Annotated in this window: 20 protein-coding genes and 1 other RNA gene; 17 read left to right on the top strand and 4 right to left on the bottom strand. The window is 61.7% G+C overall.

From position 1 onward, the window contains the following. Positions 1-792 precede the first annotated feature (792 nt). The 3 genes from Thiosp_RS23035 (at position 793) to ppsA (ending at position 8,341) form a co-directional block, all read left to right on the top strand. On the top strand, positions 793-5,394 hold the full coding sequence (locus tag Thiosp_RS23035) for a PAS domain S-box protein (RefSeq protein WP_201068276.1): 4,602 nt from the start codon (positions 793-795) through the stop codon (positions 5,392-5,394). Between the two features lie 206 nt (positions 5,395-5,600). After that, positions 5,601-5,726, top strand: coding sequence for a hypothetical protein (locus tag Thiosp_RS24885; protein ID WP_407702806.1), 126 nt, complete (start codon positions 5,601-5,603; stop codon positions 5,724-5,726). A gap of 242 nt (positions 5,727-5,968) precedes the next feature. Next, complete coding sequence (gene ppsA, locus Thiosp_RS23030) at positions 5,969-8,341, top strand: phosphoenolpyruvate synthase (protein ID WP_201068274.1); 2,373 nt, start codon at positions 5,969-5,971, stop codon at positions 8,339-8,341. A 41-nt stretch (positions 8,342-8,382) separates the two neighbouring features. On the opposite strand, the gene Thiosp_RS23025 is transcribed toward ppsA, so the two are convergent. The 3 genes from Thiosp_RS23025 to Thiosp_RS23015 form a co-directional block, all read right to left on the bottom strand. Further along, on the bottom strand, positions 8,383-9,153 hold the full coding sequence (locus tag Thiosp_RS23025; protein WP_201068273.1) for a carbonic anhydrase: 771 nt from the start codon (positions 9,151-9,153) through the stop codon (positions 8,383-8,385). Positions 9,154-9,453: 300 nt separating this feature from the next. Further along, positions 9,454-10,668 (bottom strand): IS110 family RNA-guided transposase, encoded by a 1,215-nt coding sequence (locus Thiosp_RS23020; protein WP_201063256.1) that lies wholly within the window; start codon positions 10,666-10,668, stop codon positions 9,454-9,456. A 436-nt stretch (positions 10,669-11,104) separates the two neighbouring features. Next, positions 11,105-11,935: a YfdX family protein gene (locus tag Thiosp_RS23015; RefSeq protein ID WP_201064948.1), complete on the bottom strand. Its 831-nt coding sequence runs from the start codon at positions 11,933-11,935 to the stop codon at positions 11,105-11,107. Positions 11,936-12,188: 253 nt separating this feature from the next. Between Thiosp_RS23015 and Thiosp_RS23010 the strand changes: the two genes are divergently transcribed. Both Thiosp_RS23010 and Thiosp_RS23005 read left to right on the top strand, forming a co-directional pair. Then, complete coding sequence (locus Thiosp_RS23010) at positions 12,189-12,461, top strand: BrnT family toxin (protein ID WP_201064946.1); 273 nt, start codon at positions 12,189-12,191, stop codon at positions 12,459-12,461. Between the two features lie 13 nt (positions 12,462-12,474). Continuing rightward, positions 12,475-12,756, top strand: a complete 282-nt coding sequence (locus Thiosp_RS23005; protein WP_207188014.1) for a BrnA antitoxin family protein — start codon at positions 12,475-12,477, stop codon at positions 12,754-12,756. Between the two features lie 129 nt (positions 12,757-12,885). Here Thiosp_RS23005 and lptG read toward each other — a convergent pair whose 3' ends face one another. After that, positions 12,886-13,947 carry an LPS export ABC transporter permease LptG gene (gene lptG, locus Thiosp_RS23000; RefSeq protein ID WP_201064932.1) on the bottom strand — a complete coding sequence of 354 codons (1,062 nt, stop codon included), beginning with the start codon at positions 13,945-13,947 and terminating at the stop codon, positions 12,886-12,888. Positions 13,948-14,049: 102 nt separating this feature from the next. On the opposite strand from lptG, the gene Thiosp_RS22995 reads away from it, so the two are divergent. From Thiosp_RS22995 to mraZ, 12 genes are all read left to right on the top strand, one after another. Beyond that, positions 14,050-15,591: a leucyl aminopeptidase gene (locus Thiosp_RS22995; RefSeq protein ID WP_201064929.1), complete on the top strand. Its 1,542-nt coding sequence runs from the start codon at positions 14,050-14,052 to the stop codon at positions 15,589-15,591. A 43-nt stretch (positions 15,592-15,634) separates the two neighbouring features. Further along, positions 15,635-16,102, top strand: a complete 468-nt coding sequence (locus tag Thiosp_RS22990; RefSeq protein ID WP_201064926.1) for a DNA polymerase III subunit chi — start codon at positions 15,635-15,637, stop codon at positions 16,100-16,102. A 9-nt stretch (positions 16,103-16,111) separates the two neighbouring features. Beyond that, an RNA gene (gene rnpB / locus Thiosp_RS22985) (RNase P RNA component class A) lies at positions 16,112-16,512 on the top strand. A gap of 9 nt (positions 16,513-16,521) precedes the next feature. Beyond that, complete coding sequence (locus Thiosp_RS22980) at positions 16,522-17,211, top strand: site-2 protease family protein (RefSeq protein ID WP_201064923.1); 690 nt, start codon at positions 16,522-16,524, stop codon at positions 17,209-17,211. 76 nt (positions 17,212-17,287) lie between these two features. Then, positions 17,288-18,505: a tryptophan--tRNA ligase gene (locus Thiosp_RS22975; protein WP_201064921.1), complete on the top strand. Its 1,218-nt coding sequence runs from the start codon at positions 17,288-17,290 to the stop codon at positions 18,503-18,505. A 104-nt stretch (positions 18,506-18,609) separates the two neighbouring features. Then, positions 18,610-19,497, top strand: coding sequence for a segregation and condensation protein A (locus tag Thiosp_RS22970; RefSeq protein ID WP_201064918.1), 888 nt, complete (start codon positions 18,610-18,612; stop codon positions 19,495-19,497). 2 nt (positions 19,498-19,499) lie between these two features. Then, positions 19,500-20,132: an SMC-Scp complex subunit ScpB gene (scpB, locus tag Thiosp_RS22965; RefSeq protein WP_201064915.1), complete on the top strand. Its 633-nt coding sequence runs from the start codon at positions 19,500-19,502 to the stop codon at positions 20,130-20,132. Then, entirely contained in the window at positions 20,129-21,055 is a 927-nt protein-coding gene (locus Thiosp_RS22960; RefSeq protein ID WP_201064904.1) for a pseudouridine synthase, read from the top strand. Before scpB ends, Thiosp_RS22960 begins: the two co-directional genes overlap by 4 nt. Before the next feature lie 394 nt (positions 21,056-21,449). Beyond that, a complete protein-coding gene (locus Thiosp_RS22955; RefSeq protein ID WP_201064902.1) occupies positions 21,450-23,312 on the top strand; it encodes a phosphoenolpyruvate carboxykinase (GTP) in 1,863 nt (620 codons plus the stop codon). 164 nt (positions 23,313-23,476) lie between these two features. Further along, positions 23,477-25,189 carry a glutamine--tRNA ligase/YqeY domain fusion protein gene (locus tag Thiosp_RS22950; RefSeq protein WP_201064900.1) on the top strand — a complete coding sequence of 571 codons (1,713 nt, stop codon included), beginning with the start codon at positions 23,477-23,479 and terminating at the stop codon, positions 25,187-25,189. Positions 25,190-25,273: 84 nt separating this feature from the next. Further along, complete coding sequence (locus Thiosp_RS22945) at positions 25,274-25,843, top strand: DinB family protein (RefSeq protein WP_201064898.1); 570 nt, start codon at positions 25,274-25,276, stop codon at positions 25,841-25,843. A gap of 464 nt (positions 25,844-26,307) precedes the next feature. Further along, the gene (mraZ, locus tag Thiosp_RS22940) at positions 26,308-26,742 is read left to right on the top strand and encodes a division/cell wall cluster transcriptional repressor MraZ (protein ID WP_207188013.1); all 435 of its coding nucleotides are present in this window, start codon (positions 26,308-26,310) and stop codon (positions 26,740-26,742) included. Positions 26,743-26,762: the final 20 nt, after the last annotated feature.

Genomic DNA, 26,762 nt, shown 5'->3' with positions numbered 1-26,762 from the left:
GTCCTTCTCGGTGCTCATTTCCTAACGTCAACGCAACCGCGCTTGGAGCATGCTTCTTGTTATTTCCGCTTCGGGTCGAACTGGGAAGCGACAAACTCGCTCGAAAGCGCTTTGGGGAGATGGCTCCACAAACGCCAACTGGCAGACCTCTCTCACCAGCAATACGCCACCGGCAACTCCTCCAACCCTGTGGTATACCGCGGTTGATGACGCTGGACAAGGTGCGACATTGATTTTTTGCCGCCATCACGACCCCGGATCTTCACGCATAATCCGCGCCTTCGTGAGGAAAAACAGCAACAGCGGCGTGTCGAACATTCATTCAACCAGCACGCGCATCTTCCTGGCCGTGACGGCATTTATTCTTCTTGCCGACGGGCTGACCGGTCTGCTCAATCGCGGTGGCAGTTCTCGAAATTGCCGGCGTTGCCTCGCCTCTCTTTGCGCCCTAAAGGGTGTTCAGTCAGATGCAGTTCCACATACATGCGTTGTCCAATCTCAGGAACCGAACTGCCAGTGACTCATGGCACTGCATCCACTCGTCCTGCGCAATCCTTGCGGTAATTTGCCATCGAATATCCCGATCCGCCGGCTTGAATTCCACAGGCTTGGAATGTATTTTCAAGCCGTTGCGGCGTCATCAGCTGTCCACGGTCTTTGGTTCAGCCACTGGGTTCGAGAGGTTCGCACCGAGCGCTATTGATTGCCCGCCTTACCAGGAGAGCCCCATTCACCCTCGGGCCAAATTCCGCTTTTCGCTGACTGTCACATTCCAATCCGTGAAGTTTTGCCATGCGACACGCCGCCTCAACACCGCCGCATCCTTCTCACTCGCTCGCATGGTTCGCGCTGATCCTTGGCGCCCTTCTCAGTGTTGCCGTTGCCGCGCTCGACTGGCAGTGGGGACAACGCCGTTTGGCCGAGCTGACGCGCGAGCGCGTTGAAACAACAGCAGAAGCGCTGCGCACCAACCTGGACCATTTCGCGGTCGATGCACTGATCCTGGCACGGTTCTATGAGGCCTCCGATGAAGTGCGCCCGGACGAGTTCAGCCGGTTTTCCCGCGCCATCCTCGATCGCCACTCGGCGATCCAGGCGATTGAATGGGCACCTCGTGTGGGCGCCAGTGACCGGCAGCGCATCGAGGCCCGGGCGCGCGCCGACGGCCTGGACAATTTCCGCATCCGCGAGCGCGTGGACGGCCAATTACAGCCGGCGGACGCCAGAGACGTCTACTTCCCTGTGCTGCGCATCGAACCCATGGCCGGCAATGAAGCCGCGCTGGGCTATGATCTCGGCTCTGAATCCCTGCGCCATGCCGCGCTGACAGCCGCTTGCGCAAGCGGCCAGCCCGTCGCCAGTGCCCCATTGACGCTGGTTCAGGAGACCGGCACCCAGCGCGCGATCATCCTGTTCGCCCCACAAAGGCGCGTTGGTCAGATCGAGGTACCAGCCTCGGCGGCGCCCTGCACGCATGTCGAGGGCTTCGCCGTGATCGTCCTGCGCATAAGCGATTTGATGGACAGCGTGCTGGGAGCGCTGCCCGCGCAGCCGGTCAATTTCGCGCTCTCCGATGCCGAGCTGTCAGCGAGCGTATCCAACCAGGCAGGCGTGTTGCACCTGCATCCCAGCCGCCTTGCATCCGAAACGCCCGCGCCGGATGCCGCGACACTCATCACCGATCCGGACGCTTATAGCCGTGAATTCACCGCCGCCGGGCGACGCTTTGTCTTGCACGGCGCCGCCACAAACCCGCCCCAGTCGTTGTTTATGGCCCCGCCGGTTGTGCTGCTTGTCGGACTGCTCCTGACCGCGGGCGTTTTCGTGATGCTTCGCTGGCGCTCCGACGCCATCCGCGAGCGGCGCACCAGCGCGGAACGCCTGCGCTTGGCCAGTGACGCGGCCAAGCTCGGACTCTGGGACTGGGACCTGAAAACTCGCCGGCTGGCCTGGTCCTGGCATCATGAACGGCTGTTTGGTTTCGCGCCCGGCGAGTTCGACGGTTCCACCGTGACCGCTTTTTGCCGCGTGCATCCCGATGACCGTGCCGCGCTCGAAGCCGCCGTCGCCCGCGCGGAGACCGAGGGCACCCCCCTCTACCACGAATTCCGCGTCGTCTGGCCCGACGGCAGCCTGCATTGGATTCTGGCGCAGGCGCAATTGCTTCGCGACCCCGCCGGCGCGCCGGTTCGCATCACTGGCACGGCGATGGAAATCACCGCCCGCAAGCAGGCCGAGGCCGTCGCCGAGGAGCGCCAAGCACAGCTGGAGCTGCTCATTGAGCACGCACCCGCTGCACTGGCCATGTTCGATCGCGACATGACCTACATCGCCTGTAGTCGACGGTGGCGCCAAGACTATGGCCTGGGCGACACCTGTCTGATTGGCCGCTGTCACTTCGAGGTTTTCCCGGAAATCCCCGAGCAGTGGAAACACATTCATCAGCGCGCGCTCGCCGGCGAGACCATCGCCGGCGAAGGGGAGCCCTTCGAACGCACCGACGGGCGGGTGCGGTGGATTCACTGGGTGGTCTGCCCGTGGCGCGACAGCACTGGCGCGGTCGGTGGCATCGGCTTGTTCAGCGAAGATATCAGCGCGCTGAAAGAAACCGAGCTGCACTTACGCCGCTCCCAGCAGATTGTCGAGACCTCCAGCGAAGGACTGGCGTTTCTGGATTGTCAGCTTCGCGTTCAGGTGGCCAACCCGGCCTACGCGGCACTGCGCCAATGCGCGCCCGCCCAGCTGCAAGGGATGCATTTGCGCGAGATGCTTGGCGAGGATGCCTACACCCGCGCGCTGCCGGAGCTGCAAGCCGCCCTGGCGGGAGAGCGTCGGCATTTCCGCGATGAGATGACGCACCCCGATGGCCGCCGGCACCATCTCGACATTCGCTACGAGCCCTTCTGGCTCGATGGCGAGGTGGTCGGGTTGGTGGTCAGCTTGCATGATGTCACCGACGCCCATGAAGCGCGTCTTGCGCTCGAGCAAGAACGCACTCAGCTCGAGCGGCGCGTGGCGGAGCGCACCGCCGCGCTGCAAGGGTCCGAGGCCAAGCTGCGCACCATTTTCGACCTGCTGCCCATCGGTGTCTCGATCACCGACCCCGGGGGTCAGGTTGTCGATTGCAACCGGGCCGCCGAGGATCTGCTTGGGCTGACCCGCGAAGCACATCTGCGGCGCCGCCATGACAGCCCCGAATGGCAGTTGATCCATCCCGACGGCTGCGTCATCGCACCCGAGGACTATCCCGCCGCACAAGCCCTGCGCGAGGGTCGCACCATCCGCGATGTCGAAATCGGGGTTGCGGTCGCGGATGGGGGCGTCTGGCTGTCAGTCAGCGCGATGCCAACCAACCACCCGGATTACGGCGCGGTGGTCGCATTTGTCGACATCACCGAGCGCAAGGCCGCCGAGCAGGCCCTCCAGCGCAGCGAGGCGCATGCGCGCGCCATCATCGACGCATCCCCAATCCCGTTTGCCCTCAATGAGGCCCCGGAGCGCATCACCTATCTGAATCCCGCTTTCACCGCGACCTTTGGCTATGCGTTGACCGACGTGCCGACGCTGGCGCACTGGTGGCCGCTGGCCTACCCGGACGCCGACTACCGCCAATGGGTCATGGACACCTGGCAAGCGCGCATTGCCGAGCATCGGCGCACCGGCGCGCCTTTCATTCCCGTGGAAGCCAAGATCCGCGCCAAGGACGCTCGTGCCCTCAGCGTCCAGATCAGCGCGACCACGCTTGGCGACTCTTTCGCGGAGCTGACGCTGGTCAGCTTTTACGATGTCACCGACATTGAACGTGCCCGCGAGTTGGCCGAACAGAGCGCACGGGCAAAAAGCACCTTCCTCGCGCAGATGAGTCACGAGATTCGCACGCCCATGAACGGCATTCTTGGGCTGGCTGAAATCGCCCTGCACAAGACACGCGACCCCGAGGTACATGACGACCTCGAGCACCTGCATCTGTCCGGCCGCTCGCTGCTCGGCCTGCTCAACGACATTCTCGACCAGGCCAAAATTGAGGCCGGCGAGTTGCAATTGGAGCAAGCCGCTTTCAAGGTGCCGGCCCTGCTCGAGGCAGTGCAGTCCTTGTTCGGCCCCAGCGCGCTCAACAAGGGCCTGAGCTTGGTCATCGATGCCGACCACCGGGTTCCGGACGTTCTCAAGGGCGATGCCCTGCGCCTGCAGCAGGTGTTGTCCAATTTGCTCAGCAATGCCATCAAATTCACCCAGCGCGGCGGGGTGCGGCTGTCGGTTGAGGTGCTTGCCGATACCGGTCAGGCGGTGCAGCTGCGCTTCTGCGTGGAAGATACTGGCCTCGGGATGGACGCCGAGACCATCGCGCAACTGTTCAAGCCGTTTAGCCAGGGCGACTCCAGCATCGCGCGGCGGTTTGGCGGCACTGGCCTGGGACTCAGCATCAGCCGGCGCTTGGTGGAATTGATGGGCGGACACCTGGATGTCACCAGCCAGCCCGGGCAAGGCAGTCAGTTTCACTTCACCCTCCTGCTGGAACGCGGCCAGGAGGTTCCGCAAACCGCCGCGAGGACGGCCGATCACCCGGTGAACTTCCGCTCCGCCCGCGTGCTTGTGGCGGAAGACCAGGCCGTCAATCAACGGGTCATCGGCAAGATGCTCAATTTGCTCGATGTCGAGTATGATCTGGTCGCCGATGGCTCCCAGGCTTTGGCGCGGTTGAGGGAGGTTGCCTACGACCTGGTGCTAATGGATATTCAAATGCCTGGTATGGACGGATTGACCGCCACCCACCAGATTCGCCAACAACCTGAATGGGCTGAGTTGCCCGTGATTGCCCTGACCGCGGGCGTCACTGAAGCCGAGCGCGAGCGCATTGCCGCTGCGGGGTTCACTGCCCTGTTACCGAAGCCCATCAGTCTTCAAAGCCTGGAGGCGACACTAACACAGTGGTTGCCGCAGGCCAGTCACCCAGATGAGGCGGAATCGACCGCGTCCCCAGCCAGCGTCGGCGAACCCCGCGCCGATGATCAGGACAATCCACTGTCTCTGTCTGGCTTTGAGCTGGAGGGCTTGAACAAGCTGTTTGAGAACCCCGAAGAGCTGGCCGAATTCTTGCGTTTTTTCGCCAAGGCGGTGAGGGACGGCATGGCCGCAATCGAAACAGCGGTATCCGATGAGGATTGGCCAGCCGTGCGAGAAGGCACGCATCGGCTGAAAGGCACCGCCGCCAACGCCGGTGCGGTCGCCTTGAGTCAAGCCGCTCAGCAACTCGAACAGGCCATCGATGCCGCTGCCAAAACGCAAGGATCGGCGAATATTCAGGAATGCCTTGCCGCCTTGCGCCAAGCAGCCGACACTGCGTTGCAAGCGATCGACTCCTTGCCAGGGGCATCGTCATCGGACCGCGAATAGATCGCTCACCATGAAAACTTCAAGATGATTGTTTGACAGGATTTTTGCAAAAGACGGAGCAAATGCTCGTCTTCTGAAAAGAGTTCGTCAACAAGATCACTGCCTTTCTAAAGGCTTTTTGTCATCCAATTTGTCCCGGCGCTCGTGACCATCCGTTCACGTCCTCGCTGTTCGGATTGTTTCACCTGCATTTCGGTTTCGCTGCCGTGATCCTCACGCTGGTCAGCAGCGTGGTTTTCGGGCTCTTTTACCTCCGAAACCGCAACCTTGCCGGTGTCACCCTATTCCACTTCATCGCTGGTGGTTGCGCCTTTTGGTTTGGGCTGCTGTGAGCCGAATGGAGCTGTATTCAACGTCAGCTCTCCTTTGATGTTGCTGAGGGCTTCTGCTCTGATGGCACCTTTCTAGCGTTCTCAACCCGAGCTTCTGCGTTATATTGCGCCTTTTGGGGAGCGGTATGCCGCTGCTGGTTGCGGTCGCCGCTATGACACTGAATGCCTGCGCCCTTAGGGTGCGGGCCAAAAGCGTGGTCAGGATGCGAGTGATCGCGGGCCAGGCTCTGAGGTGACTGTCGATGACTGAAAGCGTGCGGTGGTTGAGCGAACTGGGCATGAACGATGTGCCCGTGGTGGGCGGCAAGAATGCTTCCCTGGGCGAGATGATCCAGCATCTGACCAAGGTCGGGGTGCGAGTGCCAGGCGGTTTTGCCACCACCGCCCAGGCCTATCGGGATTTTCTCGCTGTCGATGGGCTGGATGAGAAAATTGCCGCTGAGCTTGAGAGCCTGGATGTCGAGGACATCGCTGCCTTGAGCGAGGCCGGCCCGCGCATCCGTGGCTGGATCATGGAGCAGCCTTTCCCGTCAGCGCTGGAACAGGCCATCGACGCGGCCTATGCCACCCTGACTGCCGATGCCGGCTCGGGACCTGGTGAGGCCTCCTGGGCTGTGCGCTCATCAGCCACTGCCGAGGATCTGCCGGATGCCTCCTTCGCCGGGCAGCAGGAGACCTTCCTGAACGTGCAGGGGCTCGACAACATCAAGCATGCCATCAAGGAGGTTTTCGCCTCCCTGTACAACGATCGCGCCATTTCCTACCGAGTCCATCAGGGTTTCACCCACGCCGAGGTGGCGCTCTCCGCTGGCGTTCAGCGCATGGTGCGCTCCGATCTGGCCGCGAGCGGTGTGATGTTCACGCTCGATACCGAATCCGGCTTTCGCGATGCGGTCTTCATTACCGCAAGCTATGGCCTGGGTGAGATGGTGGTGCAAGGCGCGGTCAACCCCGATGAATTCTATGTTCACAAGCCCACGCTGGCGGCCGGGCGCCCGGCGGTGCTGCGCCGTGGCGTGGGGGACAAAGCTGTGCGCATGGTCTATGCCGAGTCCGGCAGCAAAGCGCCGGTGCGCACCGAGGATGTGCCCGAGGATATGCGCCAGCGCTTCTGCATCACTGATGAGGAAGCTGAGGCGCTCGCCCGCCAGGCGGTGCTGATCGAACAGCACTACGGTCGGCCGATGGACATCGAATGGGCCAAGGATGGCAACGACGGCCAGCTCTATGTGGTGCAGGCGCGCCCAGAGACGGTTCAGAGCCGCACCGGCGGCGTGATTGAGCGCTATCAGCTACGCCAATCCGGCAGTGTGATTGCCAGCGGGCGCAGCATCGGCAACCGCATCGGTGCCGGGCGTGCGCGGGTGGTGACATCCCTCTCCCAGATGGATCAGGTCAAGGCCGGCGATGTGTTGGTCGCCGACATGACCGACCCGGACTGGGAGCCGGTGATGAAGCGCGCGGCGGCAATTGTCACCAATCGCGGCGGGCGCACCTGTCATGCCGCCATTATCGCGCGCGAGCTGGGCGTGCCGGCAGTGGTCGGCTGCAACGACGCGACCGATCGCATTGCCGAGGGCGCCGAGGTGACCGTCTCATGCGCCGAGGGTGACACTGGCTATGTCTATCAGGGTTTGCTGGAGTTCGAGCACAAGCGTATTGAGCTCGAGAAGATGCCCGAGGTCCCGGTCAAGGTGATGATGAATGTCGGCAACCCGGAGCGCGCCTTCGCCTTTGCCAGCACGCCCAATGCCGGCGTCGGCCTGGCGCGGCTGGAATTCATCATCAATAACATGATTGGCATCCATCCCAAGGCGCTGCTGGAATACGACAGCCTGCCGGCTGATCTCAAGGCCGAGATCGCCCCGCGCATCGCCGCCTATCCGGGACCGCGTGAGTTCTTTGTGATGCGCCTGGTCGAAGGGATTTCGACCCTGGCCGCGGCCTTTGCGCCCAATCCGGTCATTGTGCGCATGTCAGATTTCAAGTCCAACGAATACGCCAATCTGATAGCCGGTCCGCGCTATGAGCCGCATGAAGAGAACCCCATGATCGGCTTCCGCGGCGCCGGGCGTTATCTCTCGCCGGATTTCCAGGATTGCTTCGCAATGGAATGCGAGGCTCTGCGCACCGTGCGCGAGACCATGGGGCTGACCAATGTGCAAGTCATGATCCCCTTCGTGCGCACGCTGGGTCAGGCCAAGGGCGTCACCGAGGCCCTGGCCGCCCAAGGGCTGAAGCGTGGTGAGAAGGATCTCAAGCTCATCATGATGTGCGAGATTCCTTCCAACGCCGTGCTGGCCGATGAGTTCCTCGAGTATTTCGACGGCTTCTCCATCGGCTCCAACGATATGACCCAGCTCACCCTGGGCCTCGACCGCGACTCCAGCCTGGTGGCGGAATATTTCGACGAGCGCGACCCTGCGGTGAAAAAGATGCTCGAACTGGCTATCACTGCCTGCAAGGCCCGAGGCAAGTATGTGGGTATCTGCGGCCAGGGGCCGTCCGATCATGCCGACCTGGCCGACTGGTTGGTCAAGCAGGGTATCAGCAGTGTGTCACTGAACCCTGATACCGTTGTGGATACCTGGCTCTATCTCGCTGAACAGGGCTAAGCAGGCCTAAGCACCGGGGCGTTCACCGCCCCGTTGTCACCTCACTGAAGAACAGCGCGTGAGTAGATCGGCTGCAGCGGCCTGTTGTTCGGATGTCCCATCACGCTTGCGAAACGAGCAATCTGATCACCACTCGCGGTGACGGGCTGCTTCATCACAATCCATAACACTCCCTCGCTGCAAGGTGGTGTGGTGAGGGAGCCGTTGAAACGGAAATAGTCCCGCTCTTTGGGCAGCAGACCAGCGGCGGATGGCCGTGCTGGCAGTGGGGTATGGGTGCCCGGTTCCTCCGGCATGAGCTGCCATGCATCTTCGAGCAGGGGGTTGGCTGCCCCCTCTTCGAACATGACGGCAACTACGGCGATATTGCCAGCAGCGTCTGTATGGACCAAGTGCGCTTCAAGCGGAAACTCCCGGCCGGCAATGTGGTTTTCGCTCGGCGAGTGAAAATGAAATTGCCTCAGTTGATAGTCGTGTCCGTTGGCAAGGATCCAGTTATCGGGTTTGTAGCTGATTTGGATTGTGTGTCCGTTATTGACAATCTCGTCATTGGTTTTCTCAGAATAATGCCAGCCAACGGGCGCTAAATCCGCATCAAGTGCCCCCTGGATGTCGATGGGAGATTGGTTACGGCCTTGGCCACACATGAGCCATTCAGGGCTCAGCTCCCCCCAATGCGTTGGCCCCACTTCGCCCTCGTAGCCCCAATGGGCGCCTTCCTCGCTATACACCGGCGAGGCGGACAGGGCAAAGAGGGTGGTCAGGCAAACCGAGGCAAGATGATGCGTCAGAATAGGGTGTTGCTTATACATGCGGTGCTCCGTTGTGTGATCGCTGCCCATGTTTGAGGGACAATCTTGATTGACTGTCATGAGTGGCAGCGCAATTTTGTGTTCAGTCTAGCCCGCGAGGAGTGGCGCTGTTGACTGACCCCCAAGGATGATCATCACAATCGGCGTCGGCACCTCAGGTTTGAGTTTAGTCGGTTATTTGTCTGACGGCGGTGCCAATACATCCAGGACCTGCGCTTTACCGTGAAAGATGCAGGTAGCTTGAGGCAAACCACCCCCTGACCGCTTGGCGGCCTGAAAAAAACGGATTGTCGCGGCGGCTCAGGCTGGAATGTAGTGGTACTTCCTGAGCATCCGAATCCAACGCGGTGCGTTGCGTTCAACGCTGATGGCTTCGTAGTTGACCGTGGCATCCCGGTAATAATCGCCACGGTGGATCAACACGAAGACGATTTTCAAAATTTTGTGGGCCAGCGCGAAGATCGCCCGTTTTCGCCCACGACGAACGAGCAAGACTTTGAACTTCTCAGCCAACGCACAGCGGGTGCGGCTGGCCGCATGGGCGGCCTCGCAGAGAATCCGTCGGACATAGGGATTGCCCTTGCGCGCGCGTGCGCTCTTGCGCTTGCCGGCCGATTCGTTGTTGCCTGGACAAACACCCGCCCAGGCGGCGAGCTTCTCGGGAGAGCCGAACGCGTCCATGTCGGTGCCGATTTCCACCAACAGCATGGCCGCGCCGGGCGCGTCGAGCCCGGGAATGGTCTGCAAGGCATGCAGCAGCGACTCATGGGGCTGCAGAGCGCTGAGCAAGTGGTGTCGAAACACCTCGATGCGCGCTTCGAGCTCTTCGATGTGGGTGAGAATCTCCCGTAGAACAAACCGATGGGTGTCGCTGAGTTCCCCATCGAGCGCATCGAGCAATTCCTCTTGCGTGGCCTTCAGCCGCTTGCTTGCGTAGCTCAAGACCTGTTGTGGCGTCTCCCCGGCCAACAGCCCCTTGATCATCGCCCGCGCCGAGGTGCCGTGGATGTCACTGACCACCGCCGAGAGGCGAATGCCCCCGTCAGTGAGCACCTTGTGCAAGCGGTTCTTCTCCCCGGCCAGAATGCCGGTGAATTTCTGCATCTGGCGCGAGACCAAGCGCAGTTCGCGCAGATTCTGCGGCGGCACGAAGCTGCCCGTGAGCAGCCCGCTGCGCGCGAGGATCGCCAACCATTGCGCATCGGCGATGTCGGTCTTGCGCCCAGGCACCTGTTTGACATGACGGGCATTGACCACCAAGGCGGCTATGCCCACCCGTTCCAGGGCCGCATAGGGGCTCTTCCAGTAGATGCCGGTGCTTTCCATGACCACCACCTCGGGCGCGAAGGAGGCCACCCACTCGGCCAGGGCGCGGCGCTCACGTTTGAACCCGCCAAACTCCTTCAACTCAACCCGTACCTCACCATCGGCGTCCGCAATCAACGCACAGGCGGTGATCTTCGCATGATGAATATCCAACGCCACAACGCTGTTAAAGATCGGTGTCAGTTCCATGCGCGCTCCCCAACGATTACACTGACGACAGGGAGCCCGCGCAGGCCGCCACCGACATCCCTCTCAGGCGGTGTGCGCCTGGACCTCTTTACCGTGCGCTCTGTGGCGATGCATTCCGGGGTTCGGAGCAGCGGCGGCGGGTCACGTTAGGAATCAGGATCAAGTCGCCAAATAGTTGACCGACCTCGCTGCCCGGGCTCCCCCTTAGCATCTTTCATTTTCCGGGGTGCCGCTACCCCTGCATGACCGTTAGGCCAATGGCGCGGATTCTTCGTTCGCACCCTGGGGCACGGATTGAAAAAAGCCGCATCCAAAGATGCGGCTTGTTCTTGATGACCGGCGTCGAAAAACCGCCTGGGTTTTTCCGACGCCCGTGGAGTGTGGTCAAGATCAGCAGTGACCCAATCTCAAGGGTCTCTTGACCCGGTGGTGTGCCTCAGGTCCCGCTTTTGCCGTCATTTCCGGCTTTTCCATCGGGAGTCATGGCAGCGACCGGCTCGATCACGGACTTGGTCGCCACGACCAGCCCATCCTCAATGGCTTTCAATGAGAGATTGGCCTCGTGGAATTTCGACTGCTCGAGCTGATCCCTGGCCTCGTCCAAATGCTTGCTGGTTTCCTTCAAAGGCATGGTTACGACCCGCGCCACCAGTGCTAGCTCAACCGGCTTCAGGGTTTCGACCGCGGCCTTCGCATCGCCTTGTTGCAATTGTGTTTTCGCCTCGGCTATTGCTGCAGACTGCTGCGCCTTGCTCACGCTGGAGCTGTCTGACGCCGACTGATCCGCTGCGCTTTTGTCGGTTTTTGCAGCGTCCGTTTGCTTTGCGTTTCCCTTCGTTGACGCAGGATCAGCCCCGGTCTTTTCCGCAACGACGGCCTCAATGACGCCGATTTCGCTCAGAATCGGGATCATGTTGGGCTTGCCCGTTACTGACTGCTTCTGCGCCGGCTCATCGCCAACCTTGACCTCCGTGCTGACTGTTACAGGCGGATTTTCTTCCTCGACCTGATCCAAGAGCGTGCGCGCCTTAGTGAGCAACTCACCGGCTTGGTCCGTGTAGCCATCGTTAATCGCCAAGCGCGCGAGCTGGATGTCGCTCATGGCGGTCATCCCATGCTCTGACACTCTGGCGGCGTCCTGAGCTCCTTGCGAGGATTGCGTGCTTTTGCTGTCAGGGTTAGTTGCAGCCAGCAACTGACCGACCGCACCACCAGCGACGGAAAGGGCCAGAACACCGGTCAGCAAGATTCTTTTCGACGTCTGCATCGCCATTACTCCCGCCCGCATCATCAGCGAGCAACTGGTTTGAGTTCACACCCGCCGAAGCCCCCTGGGCTCCAGCATGCAAAACATTCTCAACCTTGGCGGCTTAACGGACACTGGCGAGCGCATGAAATTTTGTTAATCCTGGCCCCCTCGGGAAGGCGCGACAGGCTTGTGCGACCATGCGTGCACACGGCGACTCGACCTGTTTCAGCGCTGATTTGACCGAATAGGTTTCCGCTAATACAGTTTAATTATGACAACCTGGGACGAGAAGAAGCGCTGCGGCAATTTGTCCAAGCATGGATTGGACTTGTCCGATGGAGTGGCGGTCTTCGATGGCCCGGTCTTTACCGTAGAGGACACCCGCGAGCGCTATGGCGAACCGCGTTGGAAAACCCTTGGTTTGCTCGGCACGCGCGTGGTTGTGATGGTCTGGACGGACCGGGAGACCGGACCACACATCATTTCATTGCGTTATGGTGACAAGCGTGAAACCCGAAACTTCTTCCAAAACCTTCAGCCCTGAAGAAATTCAGGCAATGATCGATGCGGCGCCCGAGGAGGTTGCATTTGATCCAGATAGCCCGCCGACACAGCCGGAAGATTGGCAAGACGCTGTTTTCGTTCCTGGCGGCGGCTACCATGCTGTGAAATCTGCCCTGGCCGAGCGTCGGCGCACGCGCGATGCACAGAAAGCACCGACTAAGGTGTTTGCAACCGTCCGTTTCGACGCCGATGTGCTGGAAGGCTTGCGCGCGACGGGCGACGGCTGGCAGACACGTGTGAATGACGCCATGCGCGATTGGCTGCGGTCCCACTGAGCCGGCAAGGTCGGCTGCTCGCGCGACATCGGGTAGACAATGATGGCCCGGTGAGGCGCGGACAAAATTCACACACTTTCAAACCGAGAGTGGACACAATGAGGCGTGGTCTACATTTGGCATGAATGGCTACCCAACCCGACGCAGTATCCAGAGCGCAGTCAGCACGAACAGTGCTGGCGGGAAAAACGCGGCCAGGGCCGGGTTGAGGCCATAGAGCAGTGCCAGGTAGGTGAAAGTCCGGTTGACCAGATAGAAGGCGATGCCGATCAGGATGCCGGCGAAGATTTTCATGCCCAGTCCGGTGCTGCGCGCCGATCCCAGTAGCACGGGGATGGAGACGAAGATCATGGCGAGCACCAGAAGGGGATGAACCAGCTTGCCCCAGAAGGCGACCTGGTAAGGGCCACTGTCCTGCTCGCTTCTATCGAGAAAACGCAGGTAGCGCCACAAGCCCCAAATGGGAAGGGAACGGGGTTCGACGACGATCACTTTCAGTAGCGCCGGGTCTATCAGTGAGCGCCAGCTGTCCTGCTCAAGGTACTCCGTGCGGACGCTGTCATTGTCGATATGACTGCGAGCGATGCCGTTCAGAATCCATTTGTCGTTTTCGTAATGGGCTTCTTGTGCGTGGGTGGTGGCGATCAGCCGGTTGTCTTCAAGCTCGAAGATAAAAATATCCTGCAAGCGCGCATCCGGCAGCACCTGCTGCACGTTAACGAAGGAGTTGTCATCGCGCGCCCAGAAGCCATGCTCGGTGATTTGCAGGTCCTGCTCGCTCTGGGCGTTCGAACGCAATGCCAGAGCATGCTGGTCAGTCAGCGGTGCCACGCCTTCGCCAACCACCAGGGCGGCGATGGCCAGGGCCACGCCGCCCGCCATGGCGCCCTGCACAATGCGGGCGATAGAGACGCCTGCCGCGCGCATGGCAACCAACTCCGAGCGGCTGGCCAGCAGCCCGAGACCGACCAGGGCGCCGATCAGAGTGGCGATTGGGAACAGCTGATAGGCATAGCGCGGGAGGCTCAGGGTCACGTACATCAAGGCCGAAGAGAATCCATACGCATTGGTGCCCATGTCGTCCATCTCGTCGGCAAGGATGAAAATACCGAGCAATGGCAGCAATGCGGCCAGCGTGATCAGGGTGCCGGTGATGACGGCCATGGCGAGGTAACGGTCGAGAATCTTCATGGCGCGGGCGCGAATCCGTTAGACTAAATGTTGATTGGTCTGTCACTGGCGCTGCCAGTGTTTAACCGGGCCGGGCGACAAACAGCATGTTTTGGAGGATGCATGGATTTCTCAGTCAAAACGGGCGAGTTAGCAGCACTCGAGACGGCTTGCCTGATCCTCGGGGTTTTTGAGCAGCGCAAGCTTTCCGCCGCAGCGCAGAGTATTGATGATGCCAGCGGCGGGCACTTGGGTAAACTGCTCGCATGCGGCGATCTCGACGGCGATGCCGGGCAGACGCTGATGCTCTACCAGGTGCCGGGTGTGGCGGCGGAGCGCGTCATGCTCGCCGGTTGCGGCAAGGCAGAGGAACTCGACCGCCGCGTGCTTGATAAGGTGCTCAAGGCCGTGTTCGCGCGCTGTGCCGAGCTTGGCTTGACTGAAGTCACCTGCGCGCTGGCCGAGGTGCCGGTGGCGGATATGACTCCCTACCAGCGCCAGCGCGCGCTCGCGCACTCCGCGGCGCAGAGCGCTTATCGCTATGAGCGCACCAAAGCCAAGAAGCCCAACGCCAAAGCTCCGCTTGCATCCCTGGGGCTCTGGGCTGGGTCCGAACAGCTTTCCGCGTCGGGTTCAGCGCCCGCTGCCGAGACAAGCAGTGATCTGGCCGCGGCGGAGCAGGCTGCGGCGCATGCCGGAGCCATTGCCGCCGGTGCCAGTTTGGCGCGCGAGCTCGGCAACCTGCCTGGCAACATCTGCACGCCGAGCTATCTGGCCGAGCAGGCTAGCAGCCTGGCTGAGGGCGGTGAGGATTTTAGCGTCGAGGTGCTTGACGAATCAGCAATGGCTGAGATTGGCATGGGCGCGCTGCTGTCGGTGTCGCGCGGCAGCCGCGAGCCGGCGAAGTTGATCGTGATGCAGCATCATGGCGCAGCCAAGGGTGAGCGCCCGGTGGTGCTGGTGGGCAAAGGGCTCACCTTCGACGCTGGTGGTATTTCCATCAAATCGGCCGCTGACATGGACGAGATGAAATACGACATGTGCGGCGGTGCGGCGGTGATCGGCGCCATGCAGGCGGTACGCGATCTCAAGTTGCCACTCAACGTCATTGGCGTGGTACCAACGTCAGAGAATTTACCCGATGGCGCCGCTAACAAGCCGGGCGATATCGTCACCAGCATGTCTGGCCAAACCATCGAGATTTTGAACACCGACGCCGAGGGGCGGCTCATCCTGTGCGATGCGCTGACCTACTGCGAGCGTTTCGAGCCCGAGGTGGTAATCGACATGGCGACCCTGACAGGCGCCGTGATCGTCGCGCTGGGCCGCCACCCCTCGGGACTTTTCACCGATGACGAGCCGCTGGCCGAAGCGCTGCTGGCCGCAGGGAATGCCGCCGGCGATCGGCTGTGGCGCCTGCCGTTATGGAAGGACTACGACAGTCAGCTCGACAGCAATTTCGCCGACATGGCAAATGTGGGCGGACGCGATGGCGGCGCCATTACCGCAGCGGCATTTTTGGCCAAGTTCACCAAAAAATATACCTGGGCGCATCTGGACATCGCCGGCACCGCCTGGGTGACCGGCAAGGAAAAAGGCGCGACTGGCCGGCCGGTGCCGCTGCTGCTCGAGTATCTGATGCGCCGGGCTGGCTTGGCGCAGTAGCGCAAGCGAGCCGTCATGCGGGCATGACACCAACGGCAATGCGATGACGCGTATCGATTTCTACACCTTGGAGGCTGGTCGCGGTGACCGCTTTCAGTTCGCTTGTCAGCTGATTGAGAAAATACGCGCCCAGGGGCTGCGCGCCTTGGTGCATTGTCCGGATGCCGCCCAGGCGCGGGCACTTGACCGCTTGCTCTGGACCTTTCGCGAGGGCAGTTTTCTGCCGCACGGATTGGTCGGTGAAGTGGATGTCGAATTGACGCCGGTGCTGATCAGCCCGGATGGCCAGCCGGCGCAGGAGCATCAGGTGCTGCTCAACCTGGCGCTGGATGTACCGGAGTTCTTTGCGCGCTTTCAGCGGGTCTGCGAACTCATCGATCAAACGCCCGAGGTGCTGGCCGCCGGACGCCGGCGCTGGGCCTGGTACAAACAGCAGTCCTGTCAGCTTGAGCATCATAGAATCGGCCGCAGCCCCGACACGCCGCTTGGCGCCCAGGGCGAGGGTGGTTAGACTGCAGCAGGAGTCGGCCAGACAATCGCTGTTCGGGCCTTGTTCGCAAGGCGCTGGAGGGAGGAAAGTCCGGGCTCCGTAGGGCAGGGTGCCAGGTAACGCCTGGGGGGCGCGAGCCTACGGAAAGTGCCACAGAAAAGACACCGCCAACCCCGCTGCCAGCTCGCTGGCCGGCGGGCGGTAAGGGTGAAATGGTGCGGTAAGAGCGCACCGCGCCCCTGGTAACAGGGGTGGCAGGGTAAACCCCACCCGGAGCAAGACCAAATAGAGGAGCGGGCGGCCCCATCCGACGGGGCCGCGCCATGCGGCCCGCATGGGCTCCCGGGTAGGTCGCACGAGGCAGACGGTGACGTCTGTCCCAGATGAATGATTGTCCACGACAGAACCCGGCTTATCGGCCGACTCCTTAGAATTTTCCAATGGATATACTCAAGCAACTGATTCCCCTGATCGCCATCCTCGCGCTGCCGATGCTGTTTGCCATCACGGTGCATGAGGCGGCGCACGGTTGGGTGGCCAGCCGGCGCGGTGACAAAACCGCCTTGATGTTGGGGCGGGTCACCTTCAATCCGATCAAGCATATCGATCCGGTCGGCACCATTGCGGTGCCCTTGGGGATTTTCCTGCTCTCATCGCTTGGCGGGGCGCCATTCCTGTTTGGCTGGGCCAAGCCGGTGCCGGTCAACTGGCGTAACCTGCGCCAGCCGCGCCTGGACATGGCGCTGGTGGCCGCGGCAGGTCCAACGGCCAATTTGCTGATGGCGCTGGCCTGGGGGCTGACGATCAAGCTTGGCTCCCTGTTGTTGCCGGTCTCGGACTGGGTGGCGCTGCCGCTGATCTACATGGGCGCGGCTGGTGTGCTGATCAATCTGGTGCTGATGGTGCTAAATCTGTTTCCGCTTTTGCCCCTCGATGGCGGGCGGGTGCTGAACGCCGCGCTGCCGCCGCGCTTGTCCTACTATTTCAGCCGACTCGAGCCCTTCGGTCTGATCATTCTGATCGTGATGCTCTTCACTGGCGCGCTCGGTCTGATCCTGTTCCCGATGGTGTCGGCGGTGCTGTCGCTGATGCCCGGTGCCGATATCGTGCGCGAGCTTTTTCCGATCTGATTATTCCGATCTGATTATTTCTGATCTGATCACTGCTTTTGATCTGCCCTAAGAACTTCTGCGAGGTATAGCGACATTGTCTTCGGTATCCGCTGCGCATGCGCGCGTGCTCTCGGGCATGCGCCCGACCGGTCGACTGCATCTGGGGCACTATCACGGCGTGCTCAAGAATTGGATCGAACTGCAGCATGAGTATGAGTGCTTTTTCTTCGTCGCTGACTGGCATGCCTTGACCACCGACTACGAGCAGCCTGGGAACATCCCCAAGGCCAGCTGGGAAATGGTGATCGACTGGCTGGCGGCCGGCATCAACGCCGGTTCCGCGACCCTGTTTGTGCAGTCGCGGGTGCCTGAGCATGCCGAGTTGCATCTGTTGCTGTCGATGATCACGCCGCTCGGGTGGTTGGAACGGGTGCCAACCTATAAGGACCAGCAGGAAAAGCTCAAAGAGAAAGACCTGGCGACCTACGGCTTTCTCGGCTATCCGCTGCTGCAGAGCGCGGACATTCTGATGTACCGCGCCGGCATGGTGCCGGTCGGCGAGGATCAGGTCGCCCATGTCGAGATGACACGCGAGATTGCCCGCCGCTTCAATCACATCTATGGGCGCGAGCCGGATTTCGAGGAGCAGGCCGAACTGGCCGTGCGCAAAATGGGCAAGAAAAACGCGCGCCTGTTTCGCGACCTGCGACGCAATTATCAGGAGCAGGGCGATCAACAGGCGCTTGAGGTCGCCCGTGCCTTGCTCGAGACCCAGGCCAACCTGACCTTGGGCGATCGCGAGCGACTGTTCGGCTATCTCGAAGGAGGCGGCCGGGTGATTCTGCCTGAGCCCAAGCCGCTGCTGACCAAGGCCGCGAAAATGCCCGGGCTCGACGGGCAGAAGATGTCCAAGTCCTATGGCAATACCATTGGCCTGCGCGATGACCCGGCGGAGATCGAAAAGAAATTGCGCACCATGCCGACTGACCCGAAGCGCGTGCGCCGCACCGATCCGGGCGATCCGGATGTCTGCCCGGTGTGGCAGTTCCATCAGGTCTATTCCGACGACGAGCGCCGCGCCTGGGTGCAGGAGGGGTGTCGCGCGGCCAGCATCGGCTGCATCGAGTGCAAGCGCCCGATCATCGATGCCGTGCTCGCCGAGCTCGAGCCCATTCAAGCCCAAGCGCGTGAACTCGAACAGCAGCCCGAGCTGGTGCGCTCAATTCTGAACGACGGCTGTGATCACGCCCGCGATGTGGCGCGCGAGACTATGGCCGAGGTGCGCCATGCCATGTCCCTTGCGCAGGGGTAGCCAAGAGTTTTCAACTCCTTGGAATCTCTCGCAACGCGGCTGACGGGGATACTGTGATCTCAGCCCGCTGACTTCTCGCGTTCGGCAAAGCCAACTCCCATTCCATGACACTGAGCACGCAAACCGCGCCCGTTCCCGCCGCCGGACCGCCACCAGATCTGGTGGTGGATGCCTTGCCGGTGGGCGAGGCCGAAAGGGATGCATTGCACGCCCTGGTGCGGGGCCAGCCTTTCGTCGATTGGCCGCAGGATTTGTTCATCCCACCGGATGCCCTTGAGGTGTTTCTCGAGACCTTCGAGGGACCGCTCGACCTGCTGCTCTATCTGATTCGGCGCCAAAACCTGGACATTCTCGACATTCCGATTGCCGACATCACTCGGCAATACATGGATTATGTCGAGCTGATGAAAGAGATGCGCCTGGACCTGGCGGCCGAGTATCTGGTGATGGCCGCGCTCCTGTGCGAGATTAAGTCGCGCATGTTGCTGCCGCGCCCGGAATCAGAAGATCAAGACGCCGACGACCCGCGCGCCGAGTTGGTGCGGCGTCTGTTGGAGTACGAGCGTTTTCAACAGGCCGCGCGCAAGCTCGACGAACTGCCGCGGATGGAGCGCGATTGGGTGCAGACCCAGATCGAAGTGCCGACGGGCTATCTGCGCCGTATTCCCCCGCAGGTGGACTTAGCAGATATTCTGCTCGCGCTGCGAGCCGTGCTTGAGCGCGCGGACCTGTCGGCCGCGCATCGGGTATCGCAGGAGTCCCTGTCCCTGCGCGAGCGCATGACCATTGTGCTGGAGCGGCTGCAAGATCGCGGATTCACGCCCTTTGTCGAGCTGTTCGACGCCACCGAAGGGCGCCCCGGGGTGGTGGTGACCTTTCTCGCGATCCTCGAGCTGATCAAAACCTCGGTGCTGGAGTTGGTGCAGGCCGATCCCTTCGCCTCCATTCATGTGCGCGTGCGCGACGCGGCGAACGAACCGACGGTCGCCTGACGATGCCGCCGCCCGAGCTCAAACAAGTGGTGGAGGGCGCGCTGCTGGCGGCCGGCGGGCCGCTTAGTATTGAGCGTCTGCTGTCGCTCTATGAGGAGGACGAGCAGCCCCCGCGCGAGGCCGTGGCCGCAGCGCTCGATGGGCTCGAGCAAGACTATGCCGGGCGCGGCATTGAAGTCATGCAGGTTGCCGGCGGCTATCGCATCCAGGTGCGTGCCGAGGTCGCCCCGCGCGTGGCGCGGCTGTGGGACGAAAAGCCAGCGCGATACTCCCGTGCGCTGCTTGAGACCCTGGCGCTGGTCGCCTACCGCCAGCCGATCACCCGCGGGGAGATCGAGGACATTCGCGGGGTTTCTGTCAGCACCCAGATTATCAAGACCTTGCTTGAGCGCGAATGGGTGAGAGTGGTCGGGCATCGCGATGTTCCCGGGCGCCCGGCGCTCTACACCACCACCAAGTCCTTTCTGGATTACTTTGGCCTGAAGTCACTGAACGAACTGCCGCCGCTCGCTGATCTGCGCGACCCGGCCGAGTTGCTGCGCGATCATCCAACGCTGGCCGAACTCGCGCCGCCCGGGCCTGAAGAGGACGCGCCGGAAGTCAGTCCGCCTGAAGGCGATGAGGAAATACCATGAGCAGCGAGGAAAGCGGTCATCCGCAAGGCGTGCGTTTGCAGAAGGCGCTGGCGGAATTGGGTCTGGGCTCGCGCCGGCGGCTGGAGGAATGGATCGTGGCTGGGCGGGTGCGCGTCAACGGGCATCAGGCGCAGCTTGGCGATCGGGTGGTGCGCAGCGATAAGGTGACGGTCGATGGGAAGCCCGTTCGCCTGGCCCGCGAGGAATTAAAACGCCGGCGCATCATCGCCTACCACAAGCCGGAGGGCGAGGTGGTGACGCGACGCGATCCGGAAGGGCGTACCACCATTTTTCAGCATCTGCCCGGGATTCGCGACGGGCGCTGGATTGCCATCGGGCGGCTGGATATTAACACCGCCGGGCTGCTCCTGCTGACCAACGACGGCGATCTGGCCAATGCGCTGATGCACCCTTCGCGCGCCGTGGAGCGCGAATATGCCGTGCGGGTGCAGGGGCCGGTGGATGATTCCGTGCTACACCGCTTGACCCATGGGGTGCAGCTCGAGGATGGTGAGGCCCGGTTTGAGGATATTGTGCCTTCCGGCGGCAGTGGTCAGAATCAATGGTTCCATGTGGTGCTGTGCGAGGGGCGCAATCGTGAGGTGCGACGCCTGTGGGAAGCGGCCGGCTGCACCGTGAGTCGCTTAAAGCGCGTGCGTTTCGGCAATGTGATCCTCGGCGCCCGACCGCGCCCGCGCGAATGGCGGGAGCTGACCGAGGAGGAGGAAACCGGCCTGCTGCAACTCGCTGGCTTGCCAGCACCCCGACCGCCACGGGCGCGGGGCCCCGGGGGTGGGCGAGAAAGTGCGCCGGCAGGTGCGCGACCCGGTTCGCGCACTGGAGGTCGCGTGAAAGCCCCGGGCGGAGCCGGTAACAACAGGCACCAGACGCGAGGCCCGCGAGGTCCAGCCCGGTCGCGCTAAAGCAGTTGCCAGGTTGGCATGTCTGTCTTTCATCCGACAACGCAGCGATGCCATGAAGGCCGGTCGTTCTGGCTCGACAATTGCGTGACTTGGATTTACAGCCAGACGCCTGGAGTTATAGCGATCACAAATGCGCTTTCGGTTTTGGGTCGGGTGATCGGCACGGGGGTCTCCAGCGGCAGGACGCCGCTGGGAAGCCTACAGGGAAGTATTCACGGCGTCCCCCGTGACTATCACCCGGCCCAAAACAAGCTGAAGTCTCATGCCGTTTCGGTATTGGGAAACCAGCATGCCGAGATGTTTTTGCATGCTCGATATCGCAAAACATTGACCACCAAAGTTAGGACGTTTTCTCGACCCAACAAAATTCACTAGAAATAGGAGCCTTATTCGCATGACCATGACTCACGATGGTGCAAGCAGGACCCGAAATGCCCGGCTGCTGGCCTGGGTGGATGAAATCGCGGAATTGACCACGCCGCAGCGCATTCACTGGTGCGACGGCTCGGAAGAGGAATACAAGCGCATTTGCGATCAATGCGTCGAGAGCGGAACCTTCATCCGCCTGAACCCGGAGAAGCGCCCCAATAGTTTTCTCGCGCGTTCGCATCCGAGTGACGTCGCCCGGGTGGAGAATCGCACCTTTATCTGCTCCGAGCGCGAGGAAGACGCCGGCCCGACCAATAACTGGATGGACCCCAAAGCGATGCGCGCCGAGCTCAAGGAGCGTTACTCCGGCTGCATGCGCGGGCGCACCCTTTACATCATCCCGTTCAGCATGGGGCCGATTGGCTCGCCGATTGCGCACATCGGCATCGAGATTACCGACTCACCCTATGTTGTCGCCAATCAGCGCATCATGACGCGGATGGGGCAGGCGGTGCTCGACACCCTGGGCGAGGACGGTGATTTCGTCCCTTGCGTGCACAGTGTTGGTGCGCCGCTCGAGCCCGGCCAGGACGATGTGCCCTGGCCCTGTGAGGCGAACATCGACAACAAATACATCGTCCATTTCCCCGAGACACGGGAAATCTGGTCTTTTGGCAGCGGCTATGGCGGCAATGCGCTGCTTGGCAAAAAATGCTTCGCGCTGCGCATTGCCTCGGTGATGGCGCGAGACGAGGGCTGGCTCGCCGAGCACATGCTGATTCTCGGTGTTGAGTCGCCTGAAAAGAGAAAGCACTATGTCGCCGCTGCCTTCCCGAGCGCTTGCGGCAAGACCAACTTCGCGATGCTGATTCCGCCCGCGGGTTTCGAGGGCTGGAAGGTGACGACGGTCGGTGATGACATCGCCTGGATCAAGCCGAATCCAGAGGATGGGCGCTTCTATGGGATCAATCCGGAATATGGTTACTTTGGCGTCGCGCCAGGGACCAATGAGAGCTCCAATCCCAATGCGCTGGCGTCGCTGAAGGAAAATGCCATTTTCACCAACACCGCGCTGACCGACGATGGCGATGTCTGGTGGGAAGGGCTGACCAAGGAGCCGCCTGCGCATCTGATTGACTGGCAGGGCAACGACTGGACGCCGAATAGCGACCGACCGGCCGCGCATCCCAACTCGCGCTTCACGGCGCCGGCGTCCCAGTGCCCGTCGGTCGATCCCGAGTGGGAGAATCCGGCCGGTGTGCCCATCAGCGCGTTTCTGTTCGGCGGGCGTGTCAGCAAGAACTTCCCGCTGGTGTTCCAGAGCTTCAGCTGGGAGCACGGCGTCTATCTGGCCGCCACCATGGGCTCCGAGGCGACGGCCGCGGCCGTGGCGCAGAAGTCGATGCGCCGAGATCCCATGGCCATGTTGCCGTTTTGCGGCTACAACATGGCCGAGTACTGGAAGCACTGGCTGCGCATCGGGCGGAAAAAGGTCGCTACGCCGCCGCCCATCTTCCGCGTCAACTGGTTCCGCAAGGATGACCACGGCCATTTCGTCTGGCCGGGCTTTGGCGACAACATGCGCGTGCTGGAATGGATCGTCGAGCGCTGCGAGGGCCGCGCACCTGCGGTTGAAAGCCCTTACGGGTTACTGCCGCCGTATGAGGCTCTGAATTGGACCGGAATCGACTTCAGCGAGGAGAAATTCGACACCATCATGCGCGTCGACCAGGAAATCGGCCGCCAGGAAGGCCATGATCAGGAAGAACTGTTCGCGCGCTTTGGCGATCACATGCCGCGCGAGCTCGAGATGCAGCGCGAACTGCTGCTCAATCGGCTGTTTAACTCCCCAGAGGTCTGGAATCTGCCCAAGGCGGATTTGGGCTGAGGCCCAGCGCGTCGGCGCGAGACTCGGGCGAGGCGGCTGCTCGCCGATGTCCCGCGCCGGCAAGCTGTAGTATCCTTTCGGGCAGTTCTTTCAGTCGGCGCCTCTGGGAACCCCCGGGGAATGGGGTCGCCAGCTGTTTCTCTGATTTCCGGAAGTCCTGCCTGATGCCTGAGACCGTCGCGCCCGCCACGCCCGCCACGAACTTTATTCGCCAGATCGTCGCGGCAGACCTTGCCGCCAGCAAGCATGCGCGCATTATCACGCGTTTTCCGCCGGAGCCGAACGGCTATCTGCACATCGGCCATGCCAAGTCCATTGTTTTGAACTTCGGTCTCGCCGTGGACTTCGACGGTCAGTGCAACCTGCGCTTTGACGATACCAATCCGCTCAAAGAGAGTCCGGAATTCGTCGACTCCATCAAGACCGACGTGCGCTGGCTCGGCTACGACTGGGGCGAGCGGGTGTTCTTCGCCTCCGATTATTTCGAGCAGCTCTATGGCTTTGCGCTCGAGTTGATCGACAAAGGCCTAGCTTACGTGTGCGACCTGAATGCCGAGGATACCCGCGCCTATCGCGGCACCCTGACTGAGCCCGGGCGCGACAGCCCCAATCGCGACCGTTCGGTGGCGGAGAATCGGGAGCTGTTTCAGCGCATGCGCGCCGGCGAGTTCGACGACGGCAGCCGCACTCTGCGCGCGCGCATCGACATGGCCTCGCCCAACATCAACATGCGCGATCCGGTGCTTTATCGCATCAAGCGCGGGGCGATCCACCATCAGACCGGCGCTGCCTGGTGCCTGTATCCCACCTATGATTTCACCCATCCGCTCTCGGATGCACTTGAGGGCGTGACCCATTCCCTGTGCACCCTGGAGTTCGAGGACCACCGCCCGCTCTATGATTGGTGCATCGCGCATGTCTCGGTGCCGTCGCGCCCGCGCCAGATCGAGTTCAGCCGGCTCAATCTCGAATATGCCGTGATGAGCAAGCGCATTCTGACCCGCCTGGTCGAGGAGGGCATGGTCACCGGCTGGGATGATCCGCGCATGCCGACCATCGCCGGGCTGCGCCGGCGCGGCTATACACCCGAGTCAATCCGCGATTTCTGCGGGCGCATTGGCGTGACCAAAGCCGATAATCTGGTCGAAATGGGTATGCTCGAGAGCGCCATTCGCGATCATCTCGACGCTACCGCGCCGCGTGCCATGGCGGTGCTGCGCCCGCTGAAAGTTGTTCTTGAGAACTGGCCCGCGGACCGCGTTGATGCGCTCGAGGCGCCGCGCCATCCGAAAGATGCCGATATGGGCACGCGCACCCTGCCTTTCGGCCGCGAGCTCTGGATTGACCGCGAGGATTTTTCCGACAATCCTCCCAAGGGCTACAAACGCCTGGTGCCGGGTGGGGAGGTACGCCTGCGCAATGCCTATGTGATCCGTTGCCAGGACATCATCCGGGACGCGGACGGCAACCCGCTGGAGCTGCGCGCCTCGGTCGACTTAGAAACGCTCGGGTGCAATCCGGCGGATCGGAAAGTCAAAGGTGTCATCCACTGGGCGGCGGCGGACAGCGCAGTAGATGCCGAGGTCAGACTCTATGACCGCTTGTTTCAGACCCCCAGCCCCGGTGCTGGCGGGGGCGATATTGGCGCGGATCTCAACCCGGACTCGCTGCGGGTCCTGCATGCCTGCAAGGCCGAGGCAAGCCTGGCAGGCGCCAAACCCGGCGAGCGTTTTCAGCTCGAGCGAGAGGGCTATTTCATGGTCGATTCCGACAGCCAGGCAGGCCGCTTGGTGCTGAATCGGACCGTCACCTTGCGCGATACCTGGGGCAAGCAGCAAACCGGCAAGCAGGCCCCGGCGCAGCACCCAAAAAAATGAACCCAAAGAAACTGCGCCCGACAAAACAGCCCCCAGCAAAACAGGGCTCCGCCGGCAAGTAGCAAGCGTTGTGATGAGGTCAGTATGAGACAAAAGCCGCGGAAAGCCGAGGGCGTCGGGATTCCCGCGCTGGAGCGCGCGCTGCTTGCCACGAGCATCCGGCTGACAGCCAGGTTCTATTCCAAGGACCGCATCACCGCTATGTTTCGCGAGGAGTCTCGCCTGGCGCTCGCGCTGGCATCGGGGTTGTCGGTCGAGGCAGGGCAAAGACGCGTTCGGATTCGGCGCTTTCTTGGGGTCGAGAGCGACAGTTGCAACTGGTCGGTGTATATGACGCTCGAGCATCTGGTGATTGCCAACACGGCCATCACGGCGCTCTTGCCACGGCTTTACGCGGGCCATGATCCGGGCGTCGATTTCCCGCTCGAAGACCTCAAGCCCGTCGCCAGTGCTGGCCCCGAGCAGCTTGACAGCCTCGCTACCTTGCTCGAGCGCTATACCGAGGTCGTCGATAAGCTCGGTAACCTCCATGCCGGCAATCGCTGCCCACACCCCTGGTTCGGCGCCTTGTCGGCCGCGCAATGGCACGCGCTCGCCGCATTCCATACCAGCACCCACCGCCGTCAGATCGAGCGCATCGTCAAGGCGGGATAATTTCCCCCCACTTCTCCCCACCAGCTTCGCAGCCCCCTGCTGCCCGTTCACTCTCCGGACGCTTCCGGCCGCTCTTTTTCCGACGAGCGGTGGTTTGGGGCGCGCGTATTTCTCTGTCTAGCCTGAATTACCCTTGCAATCGCGCGAAATACCGCCCACCGACAGCATGCTGGGATTGCCTCGGTGTAGTCCCTAAATCGCCTGATCTCCCCTGCCAAACTCCTCGCCAATAACTCGATTTTACATCATAATACTGCTTCATAACACTGAAAAACAACAGTTTTATTTTTTGTTTGAGTCGGTCGTAAGAATTCTCCGTAAGTTGCTGTCAGATCGACAAAAATCGCTCAAGCCTCCTTGACCGGTGGCGGAACCTCTCCTAATATCATCGCTAGTGGGGAACTGTGGGGAATTAGGAGAAAAGTCGCCGGGCGGTAATCAACGTGTTTCGTGGAGTCAGTTATTTGAATCTCGACGCCAAGGGGCGTCTAGCGATCCCCGCGCGACAGCGCGAGCGATTGGCGCGTCTGTGCGACTCCAAACTGGTCATTACTGCTGATCCGCAACATTGCCTGCTGGTCTATCCAGACTCCACCTGGACAGAGATCGAGCGCAAGCTCATGAGCTTGCCGTCCTTCGACCAGCAAAGCCGGGCCCTGCAGCGGTTGCTGATTGGCTACGCCAACGAGGTCGAGATCGACTCTCAGGGGCGTGTGATGGTCACCAGCGAGCAGCGGGATTACGCGCAGCTCGATAAACGCGCCGCGCTGGTCGGCGTTGGCAACAAATTCGAGCTTTGGGATGAGGCGGCCTGGCGCAAGACCCTCGAGGAGGCCGAGGCCTCTTTCAACATGGCAAGTCTGGCCGCGAACTCCGAGCTCGGCTCACTTTCGATCTAGGCCCGGCTGGACCCAGGCCG

Source organism: Thiorhodovibrio litoralis (assembly GCF_033954455.1).
Classification (GTDB): domain Bacteria; phylum Pseudomonadota; class Gammaproteobacteria; order Chromatiales; family Chromatiaceae; genus Thiorhodovibrio; species Thiorhodovibrio litoralis.
This window is presented reverse-complemented; position numbering and strand designations above follow the sequence as displayed.